This is a genomic window from Bradyrhizobium sp. Bra78 (assembly GCF_024519855.1).
GTDB classification, from domain to species: domain Bacteria; phylum Pseudomonadota; class Alphaproteobacteria; order Rhizobiales; family Xanthobacteraceae; genus Bradyrhizobium; species Bradyrhizobium japonicum_G.
In genome coordinates this window covers 302826-326033 of sequence record NZ_JALJRE010000004.1, presented here as the reverse complement: position 1 = coordinate 326033, position 23208 = coordinate 302826, and the positions used below count along the sequence as shown (strand labels likewise).

General features: G+C 64.4%; 20 protein-coding genes and 1 tRNA gene. 5 read left to right on the top strand and 16 right to left on the bottom strand.

Going from position 1 to position 23208, the window contains the following annotated elements; genetic code table 11:
* Positions 1–228: 228 nt before the first annotated feature.
* Together OC450_RS12210 and OC450_RS12205 are read left to right on the top strand one after the other, a co-directional pair.
* Positions 229–1083, top strand: a complete 855-nt coding sequence (locus tag OC450_RS12210) for a hypothetical protein (RefSeq protein WP_262047949.1) — start codon at positions 229–231, stop codon at positions 1081–1083.
* Positions 1084–1198: 115 nt separating this feature from the next.
* Complete coding sequence (locus OC450_RS12205) at positions 1199–1696, top strand: DUF6998 domain-containing protein (protein WP_262047948.1); 498 nt, start codon at positions 1199–1201, stop codon at positions 1694–1696.
* Positions 1697–1906: 210 nt separating this feature from the next.
* Here the strand turns inward: OC450_RS12205 and OC450_RS12200 are convergent.
* Positions 1907–1983 (bottom strand) — tRNA-His (locus tag OC450_RS12200).
* A 194-nt stretch (positions 1984–2177) separates the two neighbouring features.
* Positions 2178–2612, bottom strand: coding sequence for a phasin (locus OC450_RS12195; RefSeq protein ID WP_211381542.1), 435 nt, complete (start codon positions 2610–2612; stop codon positions 2178–2180).
* 683 nt (positions 2613–3295) lie between these two features.
* On the opposite strand from OC450_RS12195, the gene OC450_RS12190 reads away from it, so the two are divergent.
* Positions 3296–6790, top strand: a complete 3495-nt coding sequence (locus OC450_RS12190; RefSeq protein ID WP_262047947.1) for a PAS domain-containing sensor histidine kinase — start codon at positions 3296–3298, stop codon at positions 6788–6790.
* A gap of 103 nt (positions 6791–6893) precedes the next feature.
* Here the strand turns inward: OC450_RS12190 and OC450_RS12185 are convergent, their stop codons facing one another.
* From OC450_RS12185 to OC450_RS12135, 11 genes are all read right to left on the bottom strand, one after another.
* Complete coding sequence (locus OC450_RS12185; RefSeq protein ID WP_211381540.1) at positions 6894–8066, bottom strand: thiolase family protein; 1173 nt, start codon at positions 8064–8066, stop codon at positions 6894–6896.
* Positions 8067–8219: 153 nt separating this feature from the next.
* Entirely contained in the window at positions 8220–9809 is a 1590-nt protein-coding gene (serA, locus tag OC450_RS12180) for a phosphoglycerate dehydrogenase (protein WP_262047946.1), read from the bottom strand.
* A 168-nt stretch (positions 9810–9977) separates the two neighbouring features.
* A complete protein-coding gene (locus OC450_RS12175; RefSeq protein ID WP_262047945.1) occupies positions 9978–11150 on the bottom strand; it encodes a phosphoserine transaminase in 1173 nt (390 codons plus the stop codon).
* 79 nt (positions 11151–11229) lie between these two features.
* Positions 11230–11421, bottom strand: a complete 192-nt coding sequence (locus OC450_RS12170; protein WP_249128802.1) for a hypothetical protein — start codon at positions 11419–11421, stop codon at positions 11230–11232.
* Between the two features lie 173 nt (positions 11422–11594).
* Positions 11595–12059 (bottom strand): GNAT family N-acetyltransferase, encoded by a 465-nt coding sequence (locus OC450_RS12165; protein WP_262047944.1) that lies wholly within the window; start codon positions 12057–12059, stop codon positions 11595–11597.
* Positions 12060–12075: 16 nt separating this feature from the next.
* Positions 12076–12666, bottom strand: a complete 591-nt coding sequence (locus tag OC450_RS12160; protein WP_256807008.1) for a glutathione S-transferase family protein — start codon at positions 12664–12666, stop codon at positions 12076–12078.
* Positions 12667–12738: 72 nt separating this feature from the next.
* The gene (locus OC450_RS12155; RefSeq protein ID WP_211381534.1) at positions 12739–13563 is read right to left on the bottom strand and encodes an outer membrane protein; all 825 of its coding nucleotides are present in this window, start codon (positions 13561–13563) and stop codon (positions 12739–12741) included.
* A 167-nt stretch (positions 13564–13730) separates the two neighbouring features.
* On the bottom strand, positions 13731–14561 hold the full coding sequence (locus OC450_RS12150; RefSeq protein WP_211381533.1) for an outer membrane protein: 831 nt from the start codon (positions 14559–14561) through the stop codon (positions 13731–13733).
* A gap of 228 nt (positions 14562–14789) precedes the next feature.
* Positions 14790–16037: an MFS transporter gene (locus tag OC450_RS12145; RefSeq protein ID WP_211381532.1), complete on the bottom strand. Its 1248-nt coding sequence runs from the start codon at positions 16035–16037 to the stop codon at positions 14790–14792.
* Between the two features lie 282 nt (positions 16038–16319).
* Entirely contained in the window at positions 16320–17663 is a 1344-nt protein-coding gene (gene glmM / locus OC450_RS12140) for a phosphoglucosamine mutase (RefSeq protein ID WP_211381531.1), read from the bottom strand.
* Between the two features lie 218 nt (positions 17664–17881).
* Positions 17882–18049 carry a hypothetical protein gene (locus OC450_RS12135; RefSeq protein WP_199580841.1) on the bottom strand — a complete coding sequence of 56 codons (168 nt, stop codon included), beginning with the start codon at positions 18047–18049 and terminating at the stop codon, positions 17882–17884.
* A 123-nt stretch (positions 18050–18172) separates the two neighbouring features.
* Here OC450_RS12135 and OC450_RS12130 point away from each other — a divergent pair, with 123 nt between their 5' ends.
* Positions 18173–19309: an alpha-hydroxy acid oxidase gene (locus tag OC450_RS12130; protein WP_211381530.1), complete on the top strand. Its 1137-nt coding sequence runs from the start codon at positions 18173–18175 to the stop codon at positions 19307–19309.
* Between the two features lie 245 nt (positions 19310–19554).
* Here OC450_RS12130 and OC450_RS12125 read toward each other — a convergent pair whose 3' ends face one another.
* The 3 genes from OC450_RS12125 to OC450_RS12115 form a co-directional block, all read right to left on the bottom strand.
* Complete coding sequence (locus OC450_RS12125; protein WP_211381529.1) at positions 19555–20388, bottom strand: shikimate dehydrogenase; 834 nt, start codon at positions 20386–20388, stop codon at positions 19555–19557.
* A 95-nt stretch (positions 20389–20483) separates the two neighbouring features.
* Complete coding sequence (locus tag OC450_RS12120) at positions 20484–22238, bottom strand: SulP family inorganic anion transporter (RefSeq protein ID WP_211381528.1); 1755 nt, start codon at positions 22236–22238, stop codon at positions 20484–20486.
* Between the two features lie 76 nt (positions 22239–22314).
* Complete coding sequence (locus OC450_RS12115) at positions 22315–22587, bottom strand: helix-turn-helix domain-containing protein (RefSeq protein WP_211381527.1); 273 nt, start codon at positions 22585–22587, stop codon at positions 22315–22317.
* Positions 22588–22921: 334 nt separating this feature from the next.
* Between OC450_RS12115 and OC450_RS12110 the strand changes: the two genes are divergently transcribed.
* The gene (locus OC450_RS12110) at positions 22922–23143 is read left to right on the top strand and encodes a hypothetical protein (protein ID WP_372703115.1); all 222 of its coding nucleotides are present in this window, start codon (positions 22922–22924) and stop codon (positions 23141–23143) included.
* Positions 23144–23208: the final 65 nt, after the last annotated feature.

Here is a 23208-nt window from a genome sequence, read left to right as displayed (position 1 = left end):
TGTCATTCGTTTTCGTCGCCAATCTTCGTTGCGTGTCAGCCGAACAATGCGGTCAATCAGGACGTATCGCTCGGCTCCAACACCAAATTGAGGAAACATCATGCGGCATCGACTCGACATAAGGTTTCTTGGCACTCAAATCCGCGCCGAAGGCGTTCTTGGAATTCTTGGCGCGATCGCTATTATTGCAGTTGTTATATCAGTTTATTTCAGAACTTGAGCATCCAGATGACAAACACACTAAGTGAACTGATCGAGTCTTACCGCACTGACCGGCAATCTTCTTTTCTCAAGTTGAGCCACGGCGTGCGCGTAAGGCACGAACGTCTACTGTCGCAGATCACGCGTGAACACGGGGCTTGGTCTCTGAAGAAGATTCGTTCCCGCGACCTGTTAGCGTGGCATGAAGGCTGGCTTGGCAATGGCAAGATCGCCAAAGCTCATTCACTTATCAGTCGGCTACGTGTGATATTTCGCTTCGGCGCAATTATTCTTGAAGACAAAGAATGCCGCCGACTGTCTGATGCACTGAGCGAAATGCAATTCGAGAGATCTACTGCACGCAGCACCGCATTGTCATCTGAGCAGGCGGAACTAGTCCGAACCAGTGCGCGCGAACATTTCGGCTGGTATTCTATCGCCCTAGCGCAAGCCTTCCAATTTGAGTTGCGACTGAACCAGAAGGCCGTCATAGGGGAATGGGTACCGGCTGGCCAAACGGGCGCGGGAAGCGTACGGCGTACAGTCGAAGGGCTCGAACAAAGCTGGGAGGGAGGTCTGCTTTGGTCCGATATAGATGAAGAAATCATCCTGCATTCTGTCGATAGTCGCGGACGGGAGCGCAGATTTGATTTGAAGGGTAACTCGATGATTATGCAAGAACTGGCCGTCTATGCCGACACCTCTGTGGAAAGACTGACTCGCGATAGCCTTCCTGATCGGGGCCCCCTTGTTATTTGCGACATAAATGGGTTGCCGTGGTCCCCGGCCGAATTCCGAAGAAAATGGCGTCTGGTTGCGACGCACGCTGGAATTCCGAAGAACGTTATGAACATGGATAGCGGGAAAGTAGCTCCGAGATGACGGTGACATTGCACCAAATCATGTTGCCGGACGGCAGCGGAGGCACGCCCGACAGATCGAAGGCGGAGTTTCGTGTCGCCGTAACTCCTGTCACCTTTATTCTGGATACGTGACTATGACAAAATTCAAGTTGCCACCTGTGGTCGCTGAACTCATCTTGGCCCGCAATCGTGTTCGTGACCACTACGATGTGCCTGGTCTCGCCTTTACATTGGATGGCAAATTGGTGGGCGACATCGGAGAGGCCGTGGCGGCTGAGATGTATGACATTACACTCACTCCGGGCGGTGGTAGTGGGATCGATGGTCATGCGCCCGACGGGCGCACGGTCCAGGTCAAAGCTACGGGCACGAAACGCGGTCCCGTTTTTCGCCAGGTTGAGACGAGAGCCGACCACCTGATCTTTATTGATTTCGATTTCGCCAACCTGGAAGGTGAAGTCATCTTCAATGGACCAGAACGCATAGCGCTACAAAACATGCCGGCCGCCTGGCAAGGTCAGCGTTCGGTCTCTGCCGTCCAAATCCGGCTCCTGAATCGCCAAGTTACTCCTGAAGACCGGCTGGGCGTTATCGACCCTACGCCGCGAGGTGACGTTTCAGCCGCTCCCTAACCACAAGAGGTCATACGGAGCGGCGCGCTCTCAGAATTACGGTGACCGCGTACTATGTCACCTGATGTCGTGGAGTTTCGTGCACTGTCAACGTAGTCAGTTATACGCAACTAGTTATACGCAACTCGCGAATTGATGATAACGCGGCCGCCCTGGACGAGCGGCCACACATTCGAATCCGTGATGTCAGGGCTAAATCATTGTCACCGCTGGTACAGTTGGGTGGGCTCGAACCACCGACCTCCTGTTCCACAGACAGGCGCTCTAACCAACTGAGCTACAACTGCATCCTTGCGAGCCGCCCGAAGGGCGCCCTTGAAAGGGCCGGTACCGAGGGGGGCTGGACGGGGCGGAAACTAGGTGCAACGGGCGTTTTTGGCAAGGCCGCAAACGGGCGGAATCCACCCTCAAACGACGTTATTTCCAAAGGAAAACCCGGGCCGTGAGGCCCGGGTTTCAATAATTCAAACCAGCGATCCGCTCAGGCGGCGGGCGGGTAGAGCTTGGCGGCAGAGGCCTTGATCGGCTCGGCGGCGGCGGTGGCCGCGCGCTGGGCGATCTCGGCGAGCTCCTTGGCCTGGGCCTGGAAGGTCTCGAGCTGCTTCTTGGAATGGCCGGTCCACAGTGCGAACGCATCCTGCGGCGACTTCACGCTGAACAGCTCCTGGGTGAAGTCCAGATGGGCGGTGGTGTTGGCCTTCATGAACTCCATCACCTTGGCATTGTACTCGCTCGCGCCCTTGTGGGCGGAGGTGAACACGGCCTCGATGGTGCCGTTGTGGGTCTCGGCGGCGTCCTTGAACTTGGCATAGCTCTCGCGGGCCTGCGACACGCCCTTTTCGGCGAACGCACGCATCTGCTCGGGGACCTCGAACGGAATGATCGAGGCAGAAAACGGATCAGTCGCACCTGTCATGGTTGTCCCTCACGCTAATGGAAAAATGGAGTGAGCCTTCTGGCGCGCCCGCCGGCCAACCGGGCTGTGTCTTTGGCTGAAGAGTACTGGCCCAAGACCTGGCGGGTACGAAGACTGGAAACGCGAAACGAATGATGGCTCGCCCAACGCCCAGCACTATCGCTGCCTAACATGTCAACATTGTGCATCGCAACGCAGTTTGGGCGGCGTTGCGAAAATTAATCCCGGAGAGGATGAGGTTCCCGGCGGATGGAACCGGTGGTTGAGGTGGCGGGGTAGGGGTAATTGCTCGGGCGGCGACATCGTAAGTGCCCATCCTCCCCTTGAGGGGGAGGATCGGTCCGCATGGCGCGAAGCGGTATGCGAACCGAGGTGGGGTGACAGTCTTTCCGCAGAAGCGGTGCCCGAGGGGAGAGATTAACCCCGCCCCGCTCGCGCTTCGCGCGATCGACCCTCCCCCTCCAGGGGAGGGTAATGAGCAGCCCCCCGCGAATCCTGCGGATGCAGAGCGCCAGCGGCTTGCGGCGCCGGCCGGATTAAGGTTATCGCGGCTTTAGGGCCTCCCCTGTAGACCGGGGCCGTGGACCTGCCCGCGCCCGCGGGCGATACTAACCCTTTCTTAAGGCTGTCATTCCGGCAGCCTCGTACCCTGATGCGTGACAGCGAGACTTGAAGCCGGTCGGATGACGAGTTCGGATTTCCAGTTGCGAGGCGTGGGTGATCCCCGGCTGGCCGTGCACGCGACCTCTCCGCTGCCCGCCTGGCTTTGGTCGATCGACGGCACGCGCGTGCTGTGGGCCAATCCGGTCGGCGCAAGACTGTTCGGCGCAATCCATGCCGCGGCGCTGGCGGAGCGGAGCTTCGGCCCGGCCGACGGCCATCGCCGCCAGGTCGCCCGGCTCGCCCGCCAGCTGCCCGCGAACGGCGCCATCAGGCTCGAACGGCTGCGCGGCTTCGGCGCCCGGCTCGGCACGCTGATGACCTGCGGCTGCGCGCGGCTCGAGTTTGCCGATGGCAGCTCCGGCGTGCTCGTCACCGCGATGGACCCGAACCTGCGCACCATGCCGCTGGTCGAGCGCCTGCTTCGTCTCGTCGACGGCGCCAGGGTGCCGATGGCGGTGTTCGCGCCCGACGGCCTGTTCGTCGGCGCCAGCGAGGCCGCCCGTCCCCTGCTCGGCTTCCGCGATCTCGGTGAAGCCGGCCTCGAACAGGCGCGCAGCGACGCGCTCAGCTTCGGCCGCGCCGAGACCCCGATCGGCATCGGCCAGATGGTGCTGCAACGGGTCGGCAGCGGTGCCGATATCGGCTTGGTCGCGCTGATCGAGCCGGCCGCGCAAGCTGCGGCGCCTGCGCCTGATGACGTCGAAACTGAAATTGCCGAAGACGTCGCGCGCACGGAAACAACTCAGCCCGAGGCTGCGCCGCCCGCGCCTGCAGCCGCCGTGCCGGAGGATGTGCAGCCTGCGTTGGCGAACGAGCCGTTGCCCGAAATCGCACTGTTCGACGCCTTTGCCGAGCCGGTCGAAGCGCCGGACACAACCGGGACGATCGCGCACGAATCGCCCGCGAGCGAGCCAGCGACGGAGATCGTATCGATCCAGCAAGCGCTCGCCGGGAGCGCCGAGATCACGCCCAAGACTTCAGTTGAAGAGAAGACTCCGGTTGAAAACTCGCCGGAAGCCATTGTGTCGCCGCAGGCCGCGCCGATCATTTCCCGCATGGTCGAGCCGCCGTCGGGCCATGAAGAGCCGCCCGCACCGCGTCAGCATCCGCTGCGCTTCCTCTGGCAGATGGATGCGGAGGGCCGCTTTGCGCTGCTCTCCGAGGAGTTCATCAACCTGATCGGTCCGCGCACGGCCGCCGGATTCGGCCGCCTTTGGCAGGAGATCGCCGCGGAATTCGCGCTCGATCCGGACCGGCGCGTCGCAGAGGCGCTCGCAAGTCACGACACCTGGGCCGGCATTACCGTGAACTGGCCGGCCGACGGCGGCGAGCATCTGCCGATCGAGCTTGCGGGCCTTCCCGTCTACGACAGCGCGCGCAATTTCGCCGGCTTCCGGGGGTTCGGCGTCTGCCGCGATCTCGACGGCCTCAACCGGCTCGAGGCGCTCCGGCGTTTCGAGCAGCGCGCCGAGCCGCCGGCGCCGCAAGGCCTGTCCGGCGACATCGTCGAACCCGAGTCCGAACCGGAGCCTGAGCCCGAACCCAAGCTGGAGGCGCCGCCTCCGCCGATCGAGCCGCCCGAACCCACGCCTGAGCCTGAGCCCATCGCCGAACTGCCCGAACCCGCAACCGATGTGACTTCACACCCAACCGATCCGGAAGCACCCGTGGAAACGCCCCCCAATGTCGTGCCGTTCCGCCCGTCGGGCGATGTCAGATCACCCGGTGATCAGAGATCGCCGACGCTGACGCCGATCGAGAACAGCGCGTTCAACGAGCTCGCCCGGCAATTGTCCGAGCGGCTCGAACGCGATCGCGAGACGATCACAGCAAGCGCGATCGAGCCGCCGGCGGCCGAGATCGCCCCCGAACCGCCGCCGCCGGAGCCCGAGGCCCCGCACGCGCCGGCCGAATGGCTGACCGAGCCCGCGCCGCCCGCTCGCGGCCACAGCACGCGCGACCGCGCGCTGCTCGATTTGCTGCCGACGGGCATCCTGATCTACCGCCTCGACCGGCTGCTCTACGCCAACCCCGCCTTCCTCGCGCGCATGGGCTATGCCAGCATCAGCGCCCTGGAGAACGCCGGCGGGCTCGATGCGCTCTATGTCGAGCCGGGCGTGTCCCCGGCCAGCAGCACGTCGCAGGCCGGCACGCCGGTGACGATCAGCGCGACGGTGGCGAGCGGCGAAGCGCCGCTGCCGACCACCGAAGCGCATCTGCACGCCATCGACTGGGACGGCGAGAGCGCGCACGCGCTGATCTGCGCATTGCCGCAGGCGCTTCCCGTGGTCGCCGCGCCCGTCACCGCCGAGACCGTCGTCGTGCAGTCCGTTGTCGCCCAGTCTGTCGTTGCCGAAACCATCGTCCCGGAATCGTTCCCCTACGCGCTCGAGCCCGAGGCCGGCGATGCCGACGCGGAAGATCTCGCCGCGATCCTCGACACCACGGCCGAGGGCATCGTCATGTTCGATGCCGAAGGCAACATCCACGCCTGCAACCGCAGCGCCGAGGCGCTGTTCGGCCATGACGGCGAAACGCTGATGCAGCAGAACCTGGTGACGCTGTTCGCGCCGGAGAGCCAGCATGTCGTCGCCGACTATCTCGAAAGCGTCAAGAGCCAGGATATCGCCAGCCTGCTCGACCACGGCCGCGAGGTGCTGGGACGCGAGAAGAAAGGCGGCGTCATTCCGCTCGCGATGATCATGGGCCGCACGCGGCCCGACGGCCCGAACTTCTTCGCCGTGTTCCGCGATCTCTCCCAGAGCAAGCAGGGCGAGAGCGAGCTGATGCGGGCCCGCCACCTCGTCGACGGCGCGGCCAATGCCAAGGCCGATATGCTGGCGCGGATCAGCCACGAGATCCGCACGCCGCTCAACGCCATCATCGGCTTTGCCGAGGTGATGATCTCCGAACGCTTCGGCACGCTCGGCAACGAGCGCTACGGCGAATACATGAAGGACATCCGCGCCTCCGGCGAGCGCGTCATCGCCATCATCGACGACCTGCTGGAATTGTCGCGGATCGAGACCGGCAAGCTCGACCTCAACTTCGCCAACCTCAACCTCAACGACCTGGTCGAAGCCTGCGTGGTGGTGATGCAGCCGCAGGCCAACCGCGAGCGCATCATCATCCGCACCTCGCTCGCCCATGCGCTGCCGCAGGTCAGCGTGGATGCGCGCGCGATGCGGCAGATCACGATGAACCTGATCTCGAACTCGATCCGGCTCGCCAGCGCCGGCGGCCAGGTCATCGTCTCGACCGCGCTGTCCGACCGCGGCGAGGTTGCCTTGCGCATCCGCGACACCGGCCACGGCCTCACCGAGCGCGAAGTCGCCGCCGCGATGGAGCCGTTCCGCACTCCGCCGCCAGGCGATGCCGAGGACAATTCGGCGCTGAGCCTGTCGCTGACCAAGGCGCTGGTCGAAGCCAACCGCGCCCGGTTCAACATCAGGAGCACGGCCAACACCGGCACGCTGATCGAAGTGGTGTTCGCACAGGCGCTGGCGAAGGCCTGAGGGCTTCAAATACGAACTGCGGGATAGACGAAGGCTTTCGGCCCCGCGCAATGACGAAGGGCACGGCTTGCGCCGTGCCCTTCGCAATTCAGACCTTGCGATCTCAGCTGTAGATCTCGAACAGCCCGGCGCCGCCCTGGCCGCCGCCGATGCACATCGTCACCACGCCCCATTTGGCCTTGCGGCGGGCGCCTTCCTGCAGCAGGTGGCCGGTGAGACGTGCGCCGGTCATGCCGAAGGGATGGCCGATCGCGATCGAGCCGCCGTTGACGTTGTACTTGGCCGGATCGATGCCGAGCTTGTCGCGCGAGTAGAGGCACTGGCTGGCGAAGGCCTCGTTGAGCTCCCACAGGTCGATGTCGTCGATCTTCAGGCCGGTGCGCTTGAGCAGCTTCGGGATCGCGAACACCGGGCCGATGCCCATCTCGTCCGGCTCACAACCGGCGGTCGCCCAGGCGACGAAGCGGCCGAGCGGCTTCAGCCCGCGCTTCTCGGCGTCCTTGGCTTCCATCAGCACCACGGCGGCGGCGCCGTCGGAGAGCTGGCTGGCGTTGCCGGCGGTGACGAACTTGCCGGGCCCCTTCACCGGCTCGAGCTTGGCAAGGCCCTCCAGCGTGGTCTCGGGCCGGTTGCACTCGTCGCGGTCGACGACGTAGTCGACGATGCTCTCGGCCTTGGTCGCCTTGTCGACGACCTTCATCTTCGTCTTCATCGGGACGATCTCGTCCTTGAACTTGCCGGCCTGCTGAGCCGATGCCATGCGGCGCTGCGATTCCAGCGAGAACTCGTCCTGGTATTCGCGGCTGAGCTTGTAGCGCTCGGCGACGATGTCGGCGGTGTCGATCATCGCCATGAAGATGTCGGGCGCGACCTTGAGCAATTCGGGATCGATCGATTCCTTCGGCGAGCCGCCGCCCGGGATCGAGATGCTCTCGACGCCGCCGGCGACGATGCAATCGGCCCCGTCCGAGCGGATCGAGTTGGCGGCCATCGCGATGGTCTGCAGGCCCGAGGAGCAGAAACGGTTCACCGAAACGCCGGCCGTGGTCGTCGGCAGGCCGGCGAGCAGCGCGGCCTGGCGGCCGATGTTGGGCGCGCCGTGAGCGCAATTGCCGAGATAGCAGTCCTCGACATAGTCCTTCTCGACGCCGGCACGCTTCACCGCGTGCTGGATCGCGTGGGCCGCGAGCGACATCGGCGGCGTGATGTTGAACCCGCCGCGGCCGGATTTGGCGAGGCCCGTGCGCGCATAGGAAACGATGACGGCTTCACGCATTGTCTTCTCCCTTTTCGAACGATCTTGAACCCAGCGTCCTCGCGCCATTGGTACACGAAGCTTGGAGAAAATATAGCGCCGCCTCGCGGCAAACAGAAACGCCGCCCTCGGATCAGGGCGGCGCTGTTCCGCGGGTCGGAATATGTCGGCGCCTCAGAACGTCAGCGCCTTGACCTGCTTGACCTGCGGCAGGGCCTGCACCTTGGCCAGCAGGTCCGCCGGCACCGCGCCGTCGACCTCGATCAGCGCGATGGCATCGCTGCCGGGCGCGACACGGCCGAGATGGAAGGTCGCGATGTTGATCTTGGCGTCGCCCAGGAGGCTTGCGAACTTGCCGATGAAGCCCGGCTTGTCCTCGTTGGTCACGTAGATCATCGACTTGCCGAACTCGGCGTCGACGCGGATGCCCTTGATGTCGACCAGGCGCGGCTTGCCGTCGGCATAGACGGTGCCCGAGACCGACCGCTCCTGCCGCTCGGTGGTGACCGTGACGGTGATCAGGCTTTCATAGTCGCTCTGCGCGGCGCGCACGATCTCGTCGATCTCCATGCCGCGCTCCTTGGCGACGACCGGCGCGGAGACGACATTGATCTCGCCCAGCATCGGCCGCAGCAGGCCCGACAGCACGGCTGACGTGATCGCCTTGATCTTCATCTCGGCGACGTGCCCCTCATAGGTGATCTGCACCTTGAGGATGCCGCTCTCGGTGAGCTGGCCCGCGAACGAGCCGAGCTTCTCGGCGAGCGCGATGAACGGCTTCAGCTTCGGCGCTTCTTCCGCCGTGATCGAGGGGAAGTTGACGGCGTTCGAGATCGCGCCGGTCAGCAGATAATCCGACATCTGCTCGGCGACCTGGAGTGCGACGTTCTCCTGCGCTTCGGTGGTGGAGGCGCCGAGATGCGGCGTGCAGATCACGTTGGGATGGCCGAACAGCACGTTCGCAGTCGCGGGCTCCTCGACGAAGACGTCGAAGGCGGCACCCGCAATGTGCTTGGCGTTGAGCGCATCGACCACGGCCTGCTCGTCGACGAGGCCGCCGCGCGCGCAGTTTATCAGGCGCACGCCCTTCTTCATCTTGGCGATCGCGGCTGCATCGATGATGTTCTTGGTCTTCTCGGTCAGCGGCGTGTGCAGGGTGATGAAGTCGGCGCGCTTGAGCAGGTCGTCGAGCTCGACCTTCTCGACGCCGATGTCCTTGGCGCGTTCCGGCGACAGGAACGGATCGAACGCGACCACCTTCATGCGCAGGCCGAGCGCGCGGTCGGCGACGATCGAGCCGATGTTGCCGCAGCCGACGACGCCGAGCACCTTGCCGGTGATCTCGACGCCCATGAAGCGGTTCTTCTCCCACTTGCCGGCCTGGGTCGAGGCGTCCGCCTGCGGAATCTCGCGGGCCAGCGCCAGCATCAGGGTGATGGCGTGCTCGGCGGTCGTGATCGAATTGCCGAACGGCGTGTTCATCACGATGACGCCCTTTGCCGTGGCAGCGGGAATCTCGACGTTGTCGACGCCGATGCCGGCGCGGCCGATCACCTTCAGGTTGGTGGCCTTGTCGAGAATCTTGGCGGTCGCCTTGGTCGCGGAACGGATCGCAAGACCGTCGTAATTGCCGATGATCTCTGCGAGCTTGTCCTTGTCCTTGCCGAGGTTGGGCTGGAAGTCGACCTCGATGCCGCGGTCCTTGAAGATCTGCACGGCAGCGGGCGAGAGCGCGTCGGAAATGAGAACTTTGGGCTTGGTCATGGGAATGTGTCCTTCACACCCTCCCCTGGAGGGGGAGGGTCGGCGCGAAGCGCCGGGGTGGGGTGAAGCTGCAAAAAGAAAATCGCCGGTGCGCCGTGTGGAGAGATCACCCCACCCCGCCGCACCTGGCGGTGCGTCGACCCTCCCCCTCCAGGGGAGGGTAAGAACTTACGCTGCTTTCGCTAGCGTGGCCTTGGTCTCGGCAAAGGCCCAGTCGATCCACTGGGTCAGGAGTGCGACATCCGAAGCCTCGACGGTGGCGCCGCACCAGATGCGCAGGCCGGCCGGGGCATCGCGGTAGTAGGCGAAGTCGTAGCCGGCGCCTTCCTTCTCGACCAGCGCGACCAGCTTCTTGGAGAACTCGGCCTGCGCGTCCTCGGAGAGCGAGGTGATCGCGGGATCGGTGAACTTCAGGCACACCGAGGTGTTGGAGCGGATCGCGGCGTCCTTGGCCAGGAAGTCGATCCACGGCGTCTTCGCCTTCCAGTCGGCGAGCACCCTGGTGTTGGCGTCGGCGCGCGCGATCAGCGCCTTCAGGCCGCCGATCGACTTGGCCCAGTTCAGCGCGTCGAGATAGTCCTCGACGCAGAGCATCGACGGCGTGTTGATGGTCTCGCCGACGAAGATGCCTTCGTTGATCTTGCCGCCCTTGGTCATGCGGAAGATTTTTGGCAGCGGCCAAGCCGGCTTGTAGGTCTCGAGCCGCTCCACCGCGCGGGGCGACAGGATCAGCATGCCGTGCGCGGCCTCGCCGCCGAGCGCCTTCTGCCAGGAGAAGGTGACGACGTCGAGCTTGGCCCAGTCGAGCGGCTGCGCAAACGCGGCCGAGGTGGCGTCGCAGATGGTCAGGCCTTCGCGGGCAGAACTGATCCAGTCCGCGTTCGGCACGCGCACGCCGGAGGTGGTGCCATTCCAGGTGAAGACGACGTCGCTCTTGGGATCGACCTTCGAAAGGTCGGGGATTTCACCATAGGCCGCATTGAGCTTGGTGACGTCCTTGAGCTTCAATTCCTTGACGATGTCGCTGACCCAGCCCTCGCCGAAGGATTCCCAGGCGAGCGTGGTGACGGGCCGCGCACCAAGCAGCGACCACAGCGCCATCTCGACCGCGCCGGTATCGGACGCCGGCACGATGCCGATGCGATAATCGGCGGGCACTTCAAGCACTTCGCGCGTCAGATCGATCGCGAGCTTGAGCTTGGTCTTGCCGACCTTCGCGCGATGCGAACGGCCGAGCGCTGCGTCCTTGAGATTTTGGGCATTCCAGCCGGGGCGCTTGGCGCAGGGGCCGGAGGAGAAATGCGGCACGTTGGGCCGCGAAGCGGGCTTCGCTACAGTCATGATCTACCCTTCCAGATAGTAAGCCTCCCGTTGGGGGGAGGTGTCCCGCCGCGGCTGATACGGGAAACGGGAAGAGTCGTCAAGGAAGTTCCGGAGCCTCACGCGCGAGTGATGGCGCCTCCGGCGCGATATCAGGGGATTCGACCACGGCAAGCGCGTTCAGCAAGTCCGTGGCATCGCTGATCAATTGCGCGGCACGGCGTCGGCTGCCGACCTTCAAAATGCATTTGTCATTGGCCTGCACAACGTAGTCGTTGCCGACCTTGATCATCGAATAGCTTTTCATCGAAATCCCCGAACCGACCGAGCCCGGTTTCAGACGCAGCGGTAGCACCGTTCGTTCCTGGTTCCACGTGAACGACGGTTGGGTAGTTTACCCACTCTTAATACGAACGCACGCGCGATCCGAATGTGCTGATCGCGCAAGGCTCCCGCAGAGCTGCGTCAAAAGCGGACAGTCATGCCGACGTGACTCGCAGTGAACCCAAGCCGCTTGTAGAAGCGCTGAGCATCGACTCGCGTCTGATGCGTCAACAGTTCGACCAGATTGCAGCCGCGCGCTCGCGCTTCCGCGACTGCCCATTGCACCAGCAATTCACCGATGCCGCGGCTGCGACAATCGGAAGCAACGCGAACGTCCTCGAGCAGACCGCGGATACCGCCTTGCGAACTGATGCCTGGCAGCACCGCGAGTTGCAGGCAGCCGACCACCCTGCCCTCGCTCTCTGCGACTACGAGCGCGAGATTGGGATCGCGCTCGACCCGCTCGAACGCCGCGTAATAGACCGCAGGCAGCGGATCCTCCACGCGCTCGCGGGCGCGCCCGAGATGATCGTCGGCGAGCATTGCGATCATCGCAGGGACGTCCTCGCGACGTGCGGGACGAATGGAAACGGACTTATCGTTCATGCGAAAAGCTCCAGGCTCAACGCGCCGATGGAAGGCCGAGATAGGCCTCGGCTTCGCCGATCCAGCGGCGGACGGCAGCAAAGCGACCGAGATCGAAGCCGCCCTCATGCGCAACGCGGGTATAGGCGAGCAGCGACAAATCGGCGAGCGAAGCTCCCTCGCCCGCGAAGAAGCGGCTGCCGGAGAGATGCTGCTCCATGCGTTCAAGCGCCGCATAGCCGCGCTTGACCTTCTCGGGATCGAGATCCGCCGCGGCCTTGCCGAGATAGACGAGCTGGAAGCGGCATACCGCGATATAGGGCTCGTGGCTGTACTGTTCCCAGAACAGCCATTCGTCCATCTTGGCCGCAGCAAACGCATCGCGCGGAATCAGCGCGCTGTCGCGGGCGAGATAGCGGATGATGGCGTTGGACTGCGCCAGCGTGCGGCCGTCGTCGAGTTCGACGGTCGGCACCTGGCCGGCACCGTTCATCTTGAGGAATTGCGGCGTGCGGGTCTCACCCTTGCCGGTGTCGATCTCGACCCAGTGATAGGGCAGCGCGAGCTTGTCGCAGACCCATTTCACCTTCAGACAATTGCCGGAATTGGTATCGCCGTAGATCTTCATCGCCGTCGCCCCGCTCAGGGCGACAGAGCATCAGGACGGAGGAAACCTGTCAACCGGCGCCATGCGCGCGCGTCAGAACTTGTAGCCGAGGCCCGCGCGGACGGTGTTGATATTCGTGTCGATGCTGCTGGTGAAGCGGATGTATTCCCATTCGGCGCGCGCGAACAGCCCGCCGACGAGGTTGACGTCAACGCCAAGTCCAGCGGTGTAGCCGTAGATCATGTGGTTGTGCACGGTATCGTTGGCGGTCAGCGGCTGGAGGGTCGTATAAGCTCCGTTGATCGTGGCGCTGACCGCGTCCTCGACGAGCACGCTGCGCGAGATATCGGCCTTGCCGAGCGCGAAGCCTCCGAAGATGTATGGCAGGAAGCAGCCCCAGGCATACGCCGCGCGGCCGCGGAACGTCGCCATGTCCGAGATTGAAATTCCGGCCGACGATGTCACCCTGACATCGTGGAAGAAGCCGTCGCTGAGCGCGCTGCCACTGACAAGCTCCTTGGACGCTTGTGACGTGCCACCGAATGAGCCGTGCAGATAGCTCACCTCGAGGCCGAGGACGACATCGTCCCACTGGCCGTTATATCCGAAGAAGGCACCGTAGCCGCTCGACCGGGTCGACTGCCCGCCGAGGCCGAGATTCCAGTTCGCCACGTCCATCTGCTGGATAACGTTGTGGTCCAGCAGCGTGTCCAGCATCGTCTTGTTGCTGCCGCTGAAATGTTCGTCCGACGCGCCGTAGCCGCCCTGGGCGCCGAAATAGCTTCCCTGCCAATTGACGTTGGACTTGCTCAAGCCGTCGGTGAAGCTGCCGCGCAGGATCGGCAGATCCGGCATGTCGGCCGCGTGCGCGGCAGATACCGTCCCCAACATTGCCGCCGCCAACAAAAGCCTACGCATTGCAACGCTCCATCGAACTCGAACTTTCGCCATGATCATGGCTCGTTAACCTTAACCAATGGTTGCGCCGGAGCCCTTCGTCACCGCTCGCCATGAAAAATACGCAACGCAAAACGGCGCGGGATGATCCCGCGCCGTTAAGAGGTCTTAAGCGATGAGGCTGCTGATCAGCCCTTGGTGACGAGCGGCGGCGGCATGTAGGCCGGCGGGCTGCTGAGATCCCAGCGCACGCCGAGCTTGATGTCGTGCGAGGTGATGTCCTTGATCTTGATCGAGCTCGGGCCTGAGCCGCTGTTGTCGAACAAGCGATAGTTGCCGGGCGCCGCGTCGCCGAGATCCATGTAGCTGTAGGCCAGTTCGACGGTGAACCCGGGATTGACCTTGTAGGCGAGACCGGCATGGGCCGCCCAGGCCAGATTCCACTTCCCGTTGTCGGCGAAGTAGGCGACGCTGTTGTTGAGGCCGGGGCTGTACGACACGCCGTCGTCGCGGAAGCCGCTGATCTTGTTGTAGGAGCCGCCGACACCGGCACCAATGAACGGAGTGATGCACCACCAGGTGCCGAGGTCGACGTAGGCGTTGGCCATCACGACCCACTCGGACTTGCTGCCGGTGTAATTGTTGACGCCGACGAAGCCAGGTCCAACGACGTTGTCGCTGCCGTGCAGATTGGCTTTGCCGCGATACTGGCCGATCACGTCGGCGCGGAACCAGTTGTTGAAGCGATAGCCGGCACCGAGGTCGAACAGCGGTGACGAGTCGAAGCCGAGCCCCTCCGTCGTCTTCGTGAACCCAGGCGCTATGGTGCCCTCGATGCTCTTGGCGCGCTGATTGGTCATGCCGACGTCGCCGCGCAGATACCAGCCGCCGAAGTCGGCGGGCGGAGCCGGCGGAGCGTACATCGGAGGGGGCGCCGCGATCGGCATATCGGCGGCGAACGCCATCGACGAGATCAGGGTTGCCGCACCCGCGGCAAGGAGAGACTTCACGCTACGCATTGGCTTCGTCCTTATGGCCGGTGAGGCAAAATGCAGATGCCTCACGTTCTGGAAACTCACAGGACGGACGATGGCAGCAAATGTTTAAGCGCCACTTAACCCTAATTTTTAAGGTTGATTTTTTCTGACCGCACACGCGGATGCGGCCAGAGCATTGCAAAAATGCAACGCATGCACGCCGCAATTGCTAACGATTGATGAAGCCGCAATGCAGCGAAGCAGGATTTGTTAACGCGCGTGCCGCGGCAGCTTGGGCAGGAACACCGCAAGCAGTCCGATCGCCGGCAGATAGGCGCAGACCTGATAGACGAACGCGATCGAGGTGTGATCGGCGAGCTTGCCGAGCACGGCGGCGCCGAGGCCTCCGATGCCGAAGGCGACGCCGAAGAACACGCCGGAGATCATGCCGAAGCGATGCGGCACCAGCTCCTGCGCGAACACGATGATCGACGACGTCGTCGAGGAGATGATCAGGCCGATGATCACCGACAGGACCGCGCTCGCATAGAGGCCGGCATAGGGCAGCGCCAGCGTGAACGGCAGCGCGCCCAGGATCGAGATCCAGATCACGATCTTGCGGCCGAAGCGATCGCCCAGCGGTCCGCCGAGAAACGCGCCGACCGCATTCGCCGCGAGGAAGATGAAGAGGTACATCTGCGCGGCCTGGGTCGACACGCCGAAACGATCGATCAGGTAGAAGATGTAATAGCTCGACAGGCTCGAGACGTAGAGCTGCTTGGAGAACAACAGCGCCACCAGCACGAGAAGCGCAACGACGACGCGGCGCGAGCTCGGCGCATCGGGATGAGCCAGGGCCGCCACCGTCTTCTTCGCCTTGATCTGCGGCGCGTACCAGCGGCCGATGCGCCAGAGGATGAGAATCGCGAGGAACGCGATCGAGGAGAACCAGGCGATGCTGCCCTGCCCGAACGGCACCACGATCAGCGCGGCCAGCACCGGCCCCATCGAGGTGCCGAAACTGCCGCCGAGCTGGAACACCGATTGCGCAAAGCCGTAGCGGCCGCCCGACGCCAGCCGGGCGATGCGCGCGGATTCGGGATGAAACACCGCCGAGCCGAGCCCCACCAGCGCGGCGGCGACGAGGATGACGAGATATTGGTGCGCGGCGCTCAGCAGCAACAGGCCGAAGAAGGTCGAGGCCATGCCGATCGCCAGCGAATAGGGCTGCGCCTTCTTGTCGGTGTAGTGCCCGACCACCGGCTGGAGCAGCGAGGCCGTGAACTGGAAGGCCAGCGTGATCATGCCGATCTGCGCGAAGTCGAGCGCGTAGGTGTCCTTCAGGATCGGGTACACCGAGGCGATCAGCGACTGCATGGTGTCGTTGAGGAAGTGCGAGACGCTGATGCCGGCAAGCACGACATAGGCCGGCCCCGCACCCTTAGCGGCGGGCGCCACGTCGCTGACGACGACGGGCTCGGTCAGCGTTTCCTCGGAGACGACGACAGGCTTGTTCAATGGCGCATCCCGGCAGGCGCGGCGAACCGCCGCACTGCCTAACTACGATGCCAGCTGCGGCCGAACCACCGCCAATCGTCGATGGCTGGGATGCGCGTGTGCTCTCGTCGCTTACCCTCCCCTGGAGGGGGAGGGTCGGCTCACATTGAGCGCAGCGAAAATGTGAGACGGGGTGGGGTGACGATCCCTCCGCACCCCATACTGCCCGAGTGGAGAGATCACCCCACCCCGCTCGCGCTTCGCGCGAACGACCCTGCCCCTCCAGGGGAGGGTAAGAAGACCTCAGGCCGCTGCCTGACCCAACGCCGAGACGATGGTGTCGACGACGTCCTCGACCAGGATGCGGTCCTCGCCCTCGCCCATGACGCGGATCACCGGTTCGGTGCCGGAGGAGCGGATCAACAGGCGGCCGTGGCCGTTGAGCCGCTTCTCGCCGTCGGAGATCGCCGATTTGACGTCGGAATCATCGAGCGGCTTGCCGCCCTTGTGGCGGACGTTCTTGAGGATCTGCGGCAGGGGATCGAAGCGGTGGCAGACTTCCGACACCGGCCGGCGCAGCTTCTGCACCACCGCAAGCACCTGCAAGGCGGCAACGAAGCCGTCGCCGGTGGTGGCGTAGTCGGACAGGATGATGTGGCCGGACTGCTCGCCGCCGAGATTGTAGCCGCCGTTCAGCATCTGCTCGAGCACGTAGCGGTCGCCGACCGGCGTGCGCACGAGATCGAGCCCCTGGCCTTTCAGGAAGCGCTCGAGCCCGAGGTTGGACATCACGGTGGCGACGATGCCGGGCCGCGACAGCCGGCCGTCCTCCTTCCAGCTCTGCGCGATCACCGCCAGCAGCTGGTCGCCGTCGACGACATGGCCGCGCTCGTCGACCAGGATGACGCGATCGGCGTCGCCATCCAGCGCAATGCCGATGTCGGCGCGCATCTCACGCACTTTCTTCGACAGCGCTTCCGGCGAGGTCGAGCCGCAATCCTTGTTGATGTTGAAGCCGTCCGGCTCGACGCCGATCGGCACCACGTCGGCGCCCAGCTCCCACAGCGCTTCCGGCACCACCTTGTAGGCGGCGCCATTGGCGCAATCGACCACGACGCGCAGACCATCGAGCGACAGATCGCGCGGCAGCGTTCGCTTGGCGAATTCGATGTAGCGGTCGTGCACGCCGTCGATGCGGCGGGCACGGCCGAGACTCGCGCTCTGTGCGAGGCGCTTGTCGATGGGCTCGTCGAGCAGCTGCTCGATCTGCTTCTCGACGTCGTCGGAGAGCTTGAAGCCCTGCGGACCGAACAGCTTGATGCCGTTGTCCTCGAACAGATTGTGCGAGGCCGAGATCATCACGCCGAGGTCGGCGCGCATCGACTTGGTCAGCATCGCGACCGCCGGCGTCGGCATCGGGCCGACCAGCAGCACGTCCATGCCGACCGAGGTGAAGCCCGCGACCATGGCGTATTCGATCATGTAGCCGGACAGGCGGGTGTCCTTGCCAATCACGACCCGGTGGCGGTGGTCACCGCGCTGAAACGCGAGGCCCGCGGCCTGGCCGACCTTGAGCGCGAGCTCCGGCGTGATCAGTCCGTTGGCGCGGCCCCGAATCCCGTCTGTCCCGAAATATTTGCGGCTCATATCGTCCCCCACGCAACAACCAGGGTCCCCCAATACAACCGCGGGCTGCCCGAACGGGCCCCGCATCCCTGATTTGCTGAGGTGTTATAGAGCCATCGCGGCTAACTTGGCTTCAAAAAATATGATGAATCATTACGGAACCGGCCCGGCCGCCGGCCCGATAACGTCTTGTTAACATTATATTTCCGGCCGAAATGGCGAAACAGGGCGGAACCTGCCTAGCCGGAGCGCTTCACATGGCCGTCGCCGCGGCTCGGCGCCGGCTGGGTGACGTTGACCGGATCGGAGCCCGGAAAGGTCTCTTCCAGACCTTCCTCCAGCGCTTCCTCGAGATCATGCTTCTCCTTGATCTCTTCCGGCGAAGGTCCGGCGTGCGGCTTGGTCATGGCGCCCTCATCTCAAACGATTTGGCTGTGCATCCAACCATGCTAGATGACCCCTCGATCTTCCGATGCAAGACTCCTGACACCAAGAGACTTTCCGATAGAAGACGGGCCGGGGAAACGTTCATGAAGCACATCACCTGTATCGACGATCTTCGCACGTTGCATCAGCGCCGCGTTCCGAAGGCGTTCTTCGACTATTGCGACCGCGGCTCCTATGCCGAAGAAACGCTGCGCGCCAATCGCGACGACATGCAAAACATCAAGTTCCGCCAGCGCATCCTGGTCGACGTCTCCAAGCGCGACACCTCCACCACGATCCTCGGCGAACCCTCGTCCATGCCGCTGATGCTCGCGCCCGTGGGCCTGCTCGGCATGCAGCATGGCGACGGCGAGATCCATGCCTGCCGCGCCGCGCAGGCCGCCGGCATCCCGTTCACGCAGTCGACGATGTCGATCTGCTCGATCGAGGACATCGCCGCCAATGTCGAGAAGCCGTTCTGGTTCCAGCTCTACGTGATGAAGGACCGCGGCTTCATCAAGGCGCTGATCGAGCGTGCGCTCGCCGCAAAATGCTCGGCGCTGGTGCTGACCGTCGACCTCCAGGTGATCGGACAGCGCCACCAGGACATCAAGAACGGCATGACGGTGCCGCCGGAATGGTCGCTGTCGAAGCTGATCGATTTCGCCACCAAGCCGGCCTGGGTGTCGGGGGTGCTCCAGGGCAAGCGACGCACCTTCGGCAATCTCGCCGGGCATCTGAAGGTCAGCGACGACATCACCTCGCTGTCGACCTGGATCAGCTCGCAGTTCGACACCTCGCTGAACTGGAAGGACATCGACTGGATCCGCTCGATCTGGCCGGGCAAGCTGATCCTGAAGGGCATTCTCGACGTCGAGGACGCCGAGCTCGCCGCCAAGACCGGCGCGCAGGCGATCGTGGTCTCCAACCATGGGGGCCGCCAGCTCGACGGCGCGCCCTCCTCGATCGAGGTGCTGCCCGAGATCGTCGATGCCGTCGGTGACAAGGTGGAGATCATGTTCGACGGCGGCATCCGCTCCGGCCAGGACGTGATGCGCGCGCTCTCGCTCGGCGCAAAGTCCTGCATGATCGGCCGCGCCTACGCCTACGGCCTCGGCGCCGGCGGCCAGGCCGGCGTCGCCAAGGCGATCGACATTATCCAGAAGGAGCTGCTCACCACCATGGGCCTGTGCGGCGTCAACAGGATCGACGAGATCGACGATCACATCATTGCGGTATGAGGCACAGAGGCGCGAAACGCGCGCCTCAAATGTCGTCCCGGATCTGCGCTTCGCTTGTCCGGGACGACCGCGAGGATGTGGCGGCAGCATCCGCCTCACATCGGCGGCGTCAGGCCGTCAACGGCCGACGCTGATGCGATTGGCTTCGAGTGATCCATCCGCCAGCGGCTTGACGAAGGCGATGACCTTGGCGCCGGTCTTCAGTTCGGCTTTCTCGCCGGGCACGGCGATTACGCGCTATTCTCTCAAGTCTTCGTGAGATCGGCCTCGACCAGCGCACGCAGCTCGGCCGTGACCTGCGGCCGCCGGCCGAACCACAGCTCGAAGCCGCGCACCGCCTGATGCAGCAGCATGCCGAGCCCGTCGGCGGTCTTCAGGCCGCGCGCTTTCGCGGCCGCCAGCAGCGGCGTCACCAGCGGGACATAGACGAGATCGGCGACGACGGCGCCATCCGGCAGGCGCGACACGTCGATTTCGAGCGACGGCTGGCCATGCATGCCGAGCGAGGTCGTGTTCACGAGAATTTTTGCGGCCGGCAGCACGTCGCTGATCCTGTCCCACATGACGGGATGCACGTTCTCGCCGAACTGCTTCACCAGCGCCTCGGCCCGCGCGATGGTGCGGTTTGCGAGATGGACGCGCTTGAAGCCGCGTTCGAGCAAGCCGAACACGACGGCGCGGGAGGAACCGCCGGCGCCCAGCACCACCGCCTCGGCAGCGCCGTCCCATCCGGGCGCACTGGCATCGAGATTGCCGAGAAAACCTTCGACGTCGGTGTTGGTCGAGCGCAGCTCGCCGTCCGCAAACCACAGCGTGTTGGCTGCGCCCACGGCCATGGCGCGGGCATCGGGCGTCGACAGCGCCAGCACGCCCTCCTTGTGCGGGATGGTGACGTTGGCGCCGACGAAGCCGCGCAGCGACAGCCGCAGCACGAAATCGCGCAAATCATCGGGCGGTACCGCCTCGATGACGTAGCCGCCCTCGATACCCAGCGTGCGCAGCCAGTAATGATGGATCAGCGGCGAGCGCGAATGCGCGGCCGGCCATCCGATCAGACAGGCTGCGGGAGCCTTGGTCACGGTCGTCCTCCCCTCGGGTCGTTTCGGAGGCGATCCATTTCGCGTCCCGCAGGCTCTGTCAAGCGCGCGGGCGCCGCATCGGGAGAGGCGCGGCGCTAGGTCGTGCCCGCGTCACCTGCCGCGGGCTGCGCCGCGCCGCCCTTGATGTCGGCGACCGCACGCGCGATGGTCTCGCGATAGCGGGCGCGCGGCGGCGTGACGCCATGGGTGAGCAGCGCGCGGCGGACCGTGGGCGATGCCCCGGTGATGAACAGCCGGATCCCCTGGCGGTGGGCCTTGGCGGCGACGCGGCCGAGCACGTTTGCCGCGGTGGAATCCAGGAACGGCACGTCGGCGAAATCGACCACAAAACCCTTGCGCTTGTCGGCGACGCCGTCGAGCACGCTTCCGATCGCCGAGGCCGCGCCGAAGAAGAACGCGCCGGTGATGCGGTAGACCAGCACGTCGCGATCGACCGCGAGCGCGGGATCGTAGGGCACGCGCTTGCCATTGCCGTCATCGGGACGATCGGCGACTACCAGCGGCGAGCGCTCCTCGATGCCGGTCATTTCCGCCATGCGATGGATGAACAGCACCGCGCCGAGCGCGAAGCCGACCAGGATCCCCTCGGTCAGATCGCGGAAGATCGTGAGCAGGAAGGTTGCGAGCAGCACGACGGCATCGCCCCAGGAGGAGCGCAGCAGCGTCGTGAATTCTTGCTTCTCCGCCATGGTCCAGGCCACGACGACGAGCACGGCGGCGAGTGCGGCCAGCGGAATGTAGCTTGCGAGCGGCGCCGCGATCAGCATGAACAGCAGCAGGAAGACCGAATGCAGCATGCCCGCGAGCGGTCCGCGCGCGCCGGCGCGGATATTGGTCGCGGTGCGCGCGATCAGGCCGGTGACGCAGATGCCGCCGAACAGCGCCGAGCCGACATTGGCCGCGCCTTGCGCGACCAGCTCGCAATTGGAGCGGTGACGGCGTCCGGTCATGCCGTCGGCCACCACGGCGGACAGCAGCGATTCGATCGCGGCCAGCAGCGCGAAGGAGATCGCGTCCGGCAGCACCGCTTGCACCTTGGCAAGCGAAAACGCCGGCAGCGCCGGCGACGGCAATTCGCGCGGGATGCCGCCGAATCGCGATCCGATGGTCTCGACCGGCAGCGACAGCACGGCGCTCGCGACCGCCGCAAACACGACCGCGATCAGGATGCCGGGCCAGGACGGCCGCCAGCGGCGCAAGGCGGCGATGATGACGATGCTGCCGATTGCGACGGCAAGCGCTGACGGATTGACGGTAGGCAGGCCTTTGGCGAGCGCTGCGAGTTTCGGAACGAACTCGCTGGGCTCTTTCCCGGCCAGCGTGATCCCCGAGAGATCGCGGAGCTGGCTCGCAAAGATGATCACGGCAATGCCGGCGGTGAAGCCGACCGTGACAGGATATGGAATGAACTTGATGTAGGTGCCGATGCGCAGGAAGCCGGCGGCGATCAGAAAAAGCCCAGCCATCAGCGTGGCGAGGATGACGCCGTCGGCGCCGTGACGGTCGGCCGTCGCCGCAACCAGCACAATGAAGGCGCCGGCCGGTCCACCGATCTGGAACCGGCTGCCGCCGAGCAGCGACGCGATGAACCCGCCGACGACGGCCGTGTAGAGGCCGCGGTCCGGCGTCACACCCGAAGCGATCGCGATTGCCATCGACAGCGGCAGCGCGACGATCGCGACCGTGAGGCCCGCGAACACGTCGGCGCGAAAGTCCGCGACGCCGTAGCCCTCGCGCCAGACCGTGACGAACTTTGGCAGATAGAGTTCTGCAAATGTCGGTCGACGAAGCTGGTGCAGCTTGCCTGCGTGTTCGCCTGTGCTGCTCATGCCCACAATGCTCCGATGCATCGTGCGTGCGACGATGCGCTAGCTCATCCTGATCCCAGGCACGATCATCTTCCGATCAAGCCCCCACACGGCGCGGCGGCCCCGGCTCCTTCAGGCGAACACCACGCCCGCCGCTTTCGCTGCGGGCCTGCTCACCGATCAGCTCGACGCCGGCCCGGTCGAACGCCTCGACCACTTTCATCAAGGTCTCGACCACGCCACGCACATTGCCGGTGCTGGCCTCCATCCGCTGGACGGTCGGCAACGAAACGCCGGCAAGCTCGGCCAGGGTTTTCTGGTCAATGCCGAGCAGCGCGCGGGCTGCCCGCATTTGGAACGACGTGATCACCTTGGCCTCACGTATCAGATCTTATAAGTGATATCTAGTACATGTACAATGATGTAAAATACATCATATGTGGGCAAACGCAAGAGCCAACATCTCCCCGCTTTGCCGGCGGGGGCGGTCGGATCGGTCCGGTGACGGGAGCATCGTCCGGTGCGATCCGGGGGGAGCACTCCTTTGCTACCAGCGAATGTCCGTCCGACTCGTACGACCATCGCGCGCCTTCGGCTTGCAAACCAGATCGCAGTTGCTGAGCCCGCGCGCGCCCCCACTCGCGCTGCAAGCGACCGCGTTTGAGGAACTGTTCTCCCAGCGGAACGTTGGAGCGTTTTTCGGCATGGAGATCACCATGGCGCAGCGGCGTCGGATCAAACAGGTAACGAGTCTGGAATCCAGACTGGCAAGGGAAGCCGCCCGTTTGCGGGAAGAAGCGAAAGTGCTTCCCCCCGGCGTGGAGCGCGAGCACCTGCTGAAAAAGGCTCGCCAATGCGAGACCGGGTCTCACTTGAGCGAATGGCTCCGTGCGCCCGGCATGCAGCCGCAAGATTTTGCGGAGTAACAAAGGCATCTGTCCAACGGTACATCGACGAACGGCGGCCGGTGCCTGAAGAAGACGCGTCACGA

Excerpts from the sequence above, each read along its gene's own strand:
- OC450_RS12120 (WP_211381528.1), bottom strand. The coding sequence starts at position 22,238 with ATGAGCAGCACAGGCGAACACGCAGGCAAGCTGCACCAGCTTCGTCGA.
- OC450_RS12190 (WP_262047947.1), top strand. The coding sequence starts at position 3,296 with ATGACGAGTTCGGATTTCCAGTTGCGAGGCGTGGGTGATCCCCGGCTG.
- OC450_RS12165 (WP_262047944.1), bottom strand. The coding sequence starts at position 12,059 with ATGAACGATAAGTCCGTTTCCATTCGTCCCGCACGTCGCGAGGACGTC.
- OC450_RS12160 (WP_256807008.1), bottom strand. The coding sequence starts at position 12,666 with ATGAAGATCTACGGCGATACCAATTCCGGCAATTGTCTGAAGGTGAAA.
- OC450_RS12210 (WP_262047949.1), top strand. The coding sequence starts at position 229 with ATGACAAACACACTAAGTGAACTGATCGAGTCTTACCGCACTGACCGG.
- OC450_RS12130 (WP_211381530.1), top strand. The coding sequence starts at position 18,173 with ATGAAGCACATCACCTGTATCGACGATCTTCGCACGTTGCATCAGCGC.
- OC450_RS12170 (WP_249128802.1), bottom strand. The coding sequence starts at position 11,421 with ATGATCAAGGTCGGCAACGACTACGTTGTGCAGGCCAATGACAAATGC.
- OC450_RS12110 (WP_372703115.1), top strand. The coding sequence starts at position 22,922 with ATGGAGATCACCATGGCGCAGCGGCGTCGGATCAAACAGGTAACGAGT.
- OC450_RS12150 (WP_211381533.1), bottom strand. The coding sequence starts at position 14,561 with ATGCGTAGCGTGAAGTCTCTCCTTGCCGCGGGTGCGGCAACCCTGATC.
- serA (WP_262047946.1), bottom strand. The coding sequence starts at position 9,809 with ATGACCAAGCCCAAAGTTCTCATTTCCGACGCGCTCTCGCCCGCTGCC.
- OC450_RS12205 (WP_262047948.1), top strand. The coding sequence starts at position 1,199 with ATGACAAAATTCAAGTTGCCACCTGTGGTCGCTGAACTCATCTTGGCC.
- OC450_RS12175 (WP_262047945.1), bottom strand. The coding sequence starts at position 11,150 with ATGACTGTAGCGAAGCCCGCTTCGCGGCCCAACGTGCCGCATTTCTCC.
- OC450_RS12195 (WP_211381542.1), bottom strand. The coding sequence starts at position 2,612 with ATGACAGGTGCGACTGATCCGTTTTCTGCCTCGATCATTCCGTTCGAG.
- OC450_RS12135 (WP_199580841.1), bottom strand. The coding sequence starts at position 18,049 with ATGACCAAGCCGCACGCCGGACCTTCGCCGGAAGAGATCAAGGAGAAG.
- OC450_RS12185 (WP_211381540.1), bottom strand. The coding sequence starts at position 8,066 with ATGCGTGAAGCCGTCATCGTTTCCTATGCGCGCACGGGCCTCGCCAAA.
- OC450_RS12155 (WP_211381534.1), bottom strand. The coding sequence starts at position 13,563 with ATGCGTAGGCTTTTGTTGGCGGCGGCAATGTTGGGGACGGTATCTGCC.
- glmM (WP_211381531.1), bottom strand. The coding sequence starts at position 17,663 with ATGAGCCGCAAATATTTCGGGACAGACGGGATTCGGGGCCGCGCCAAC.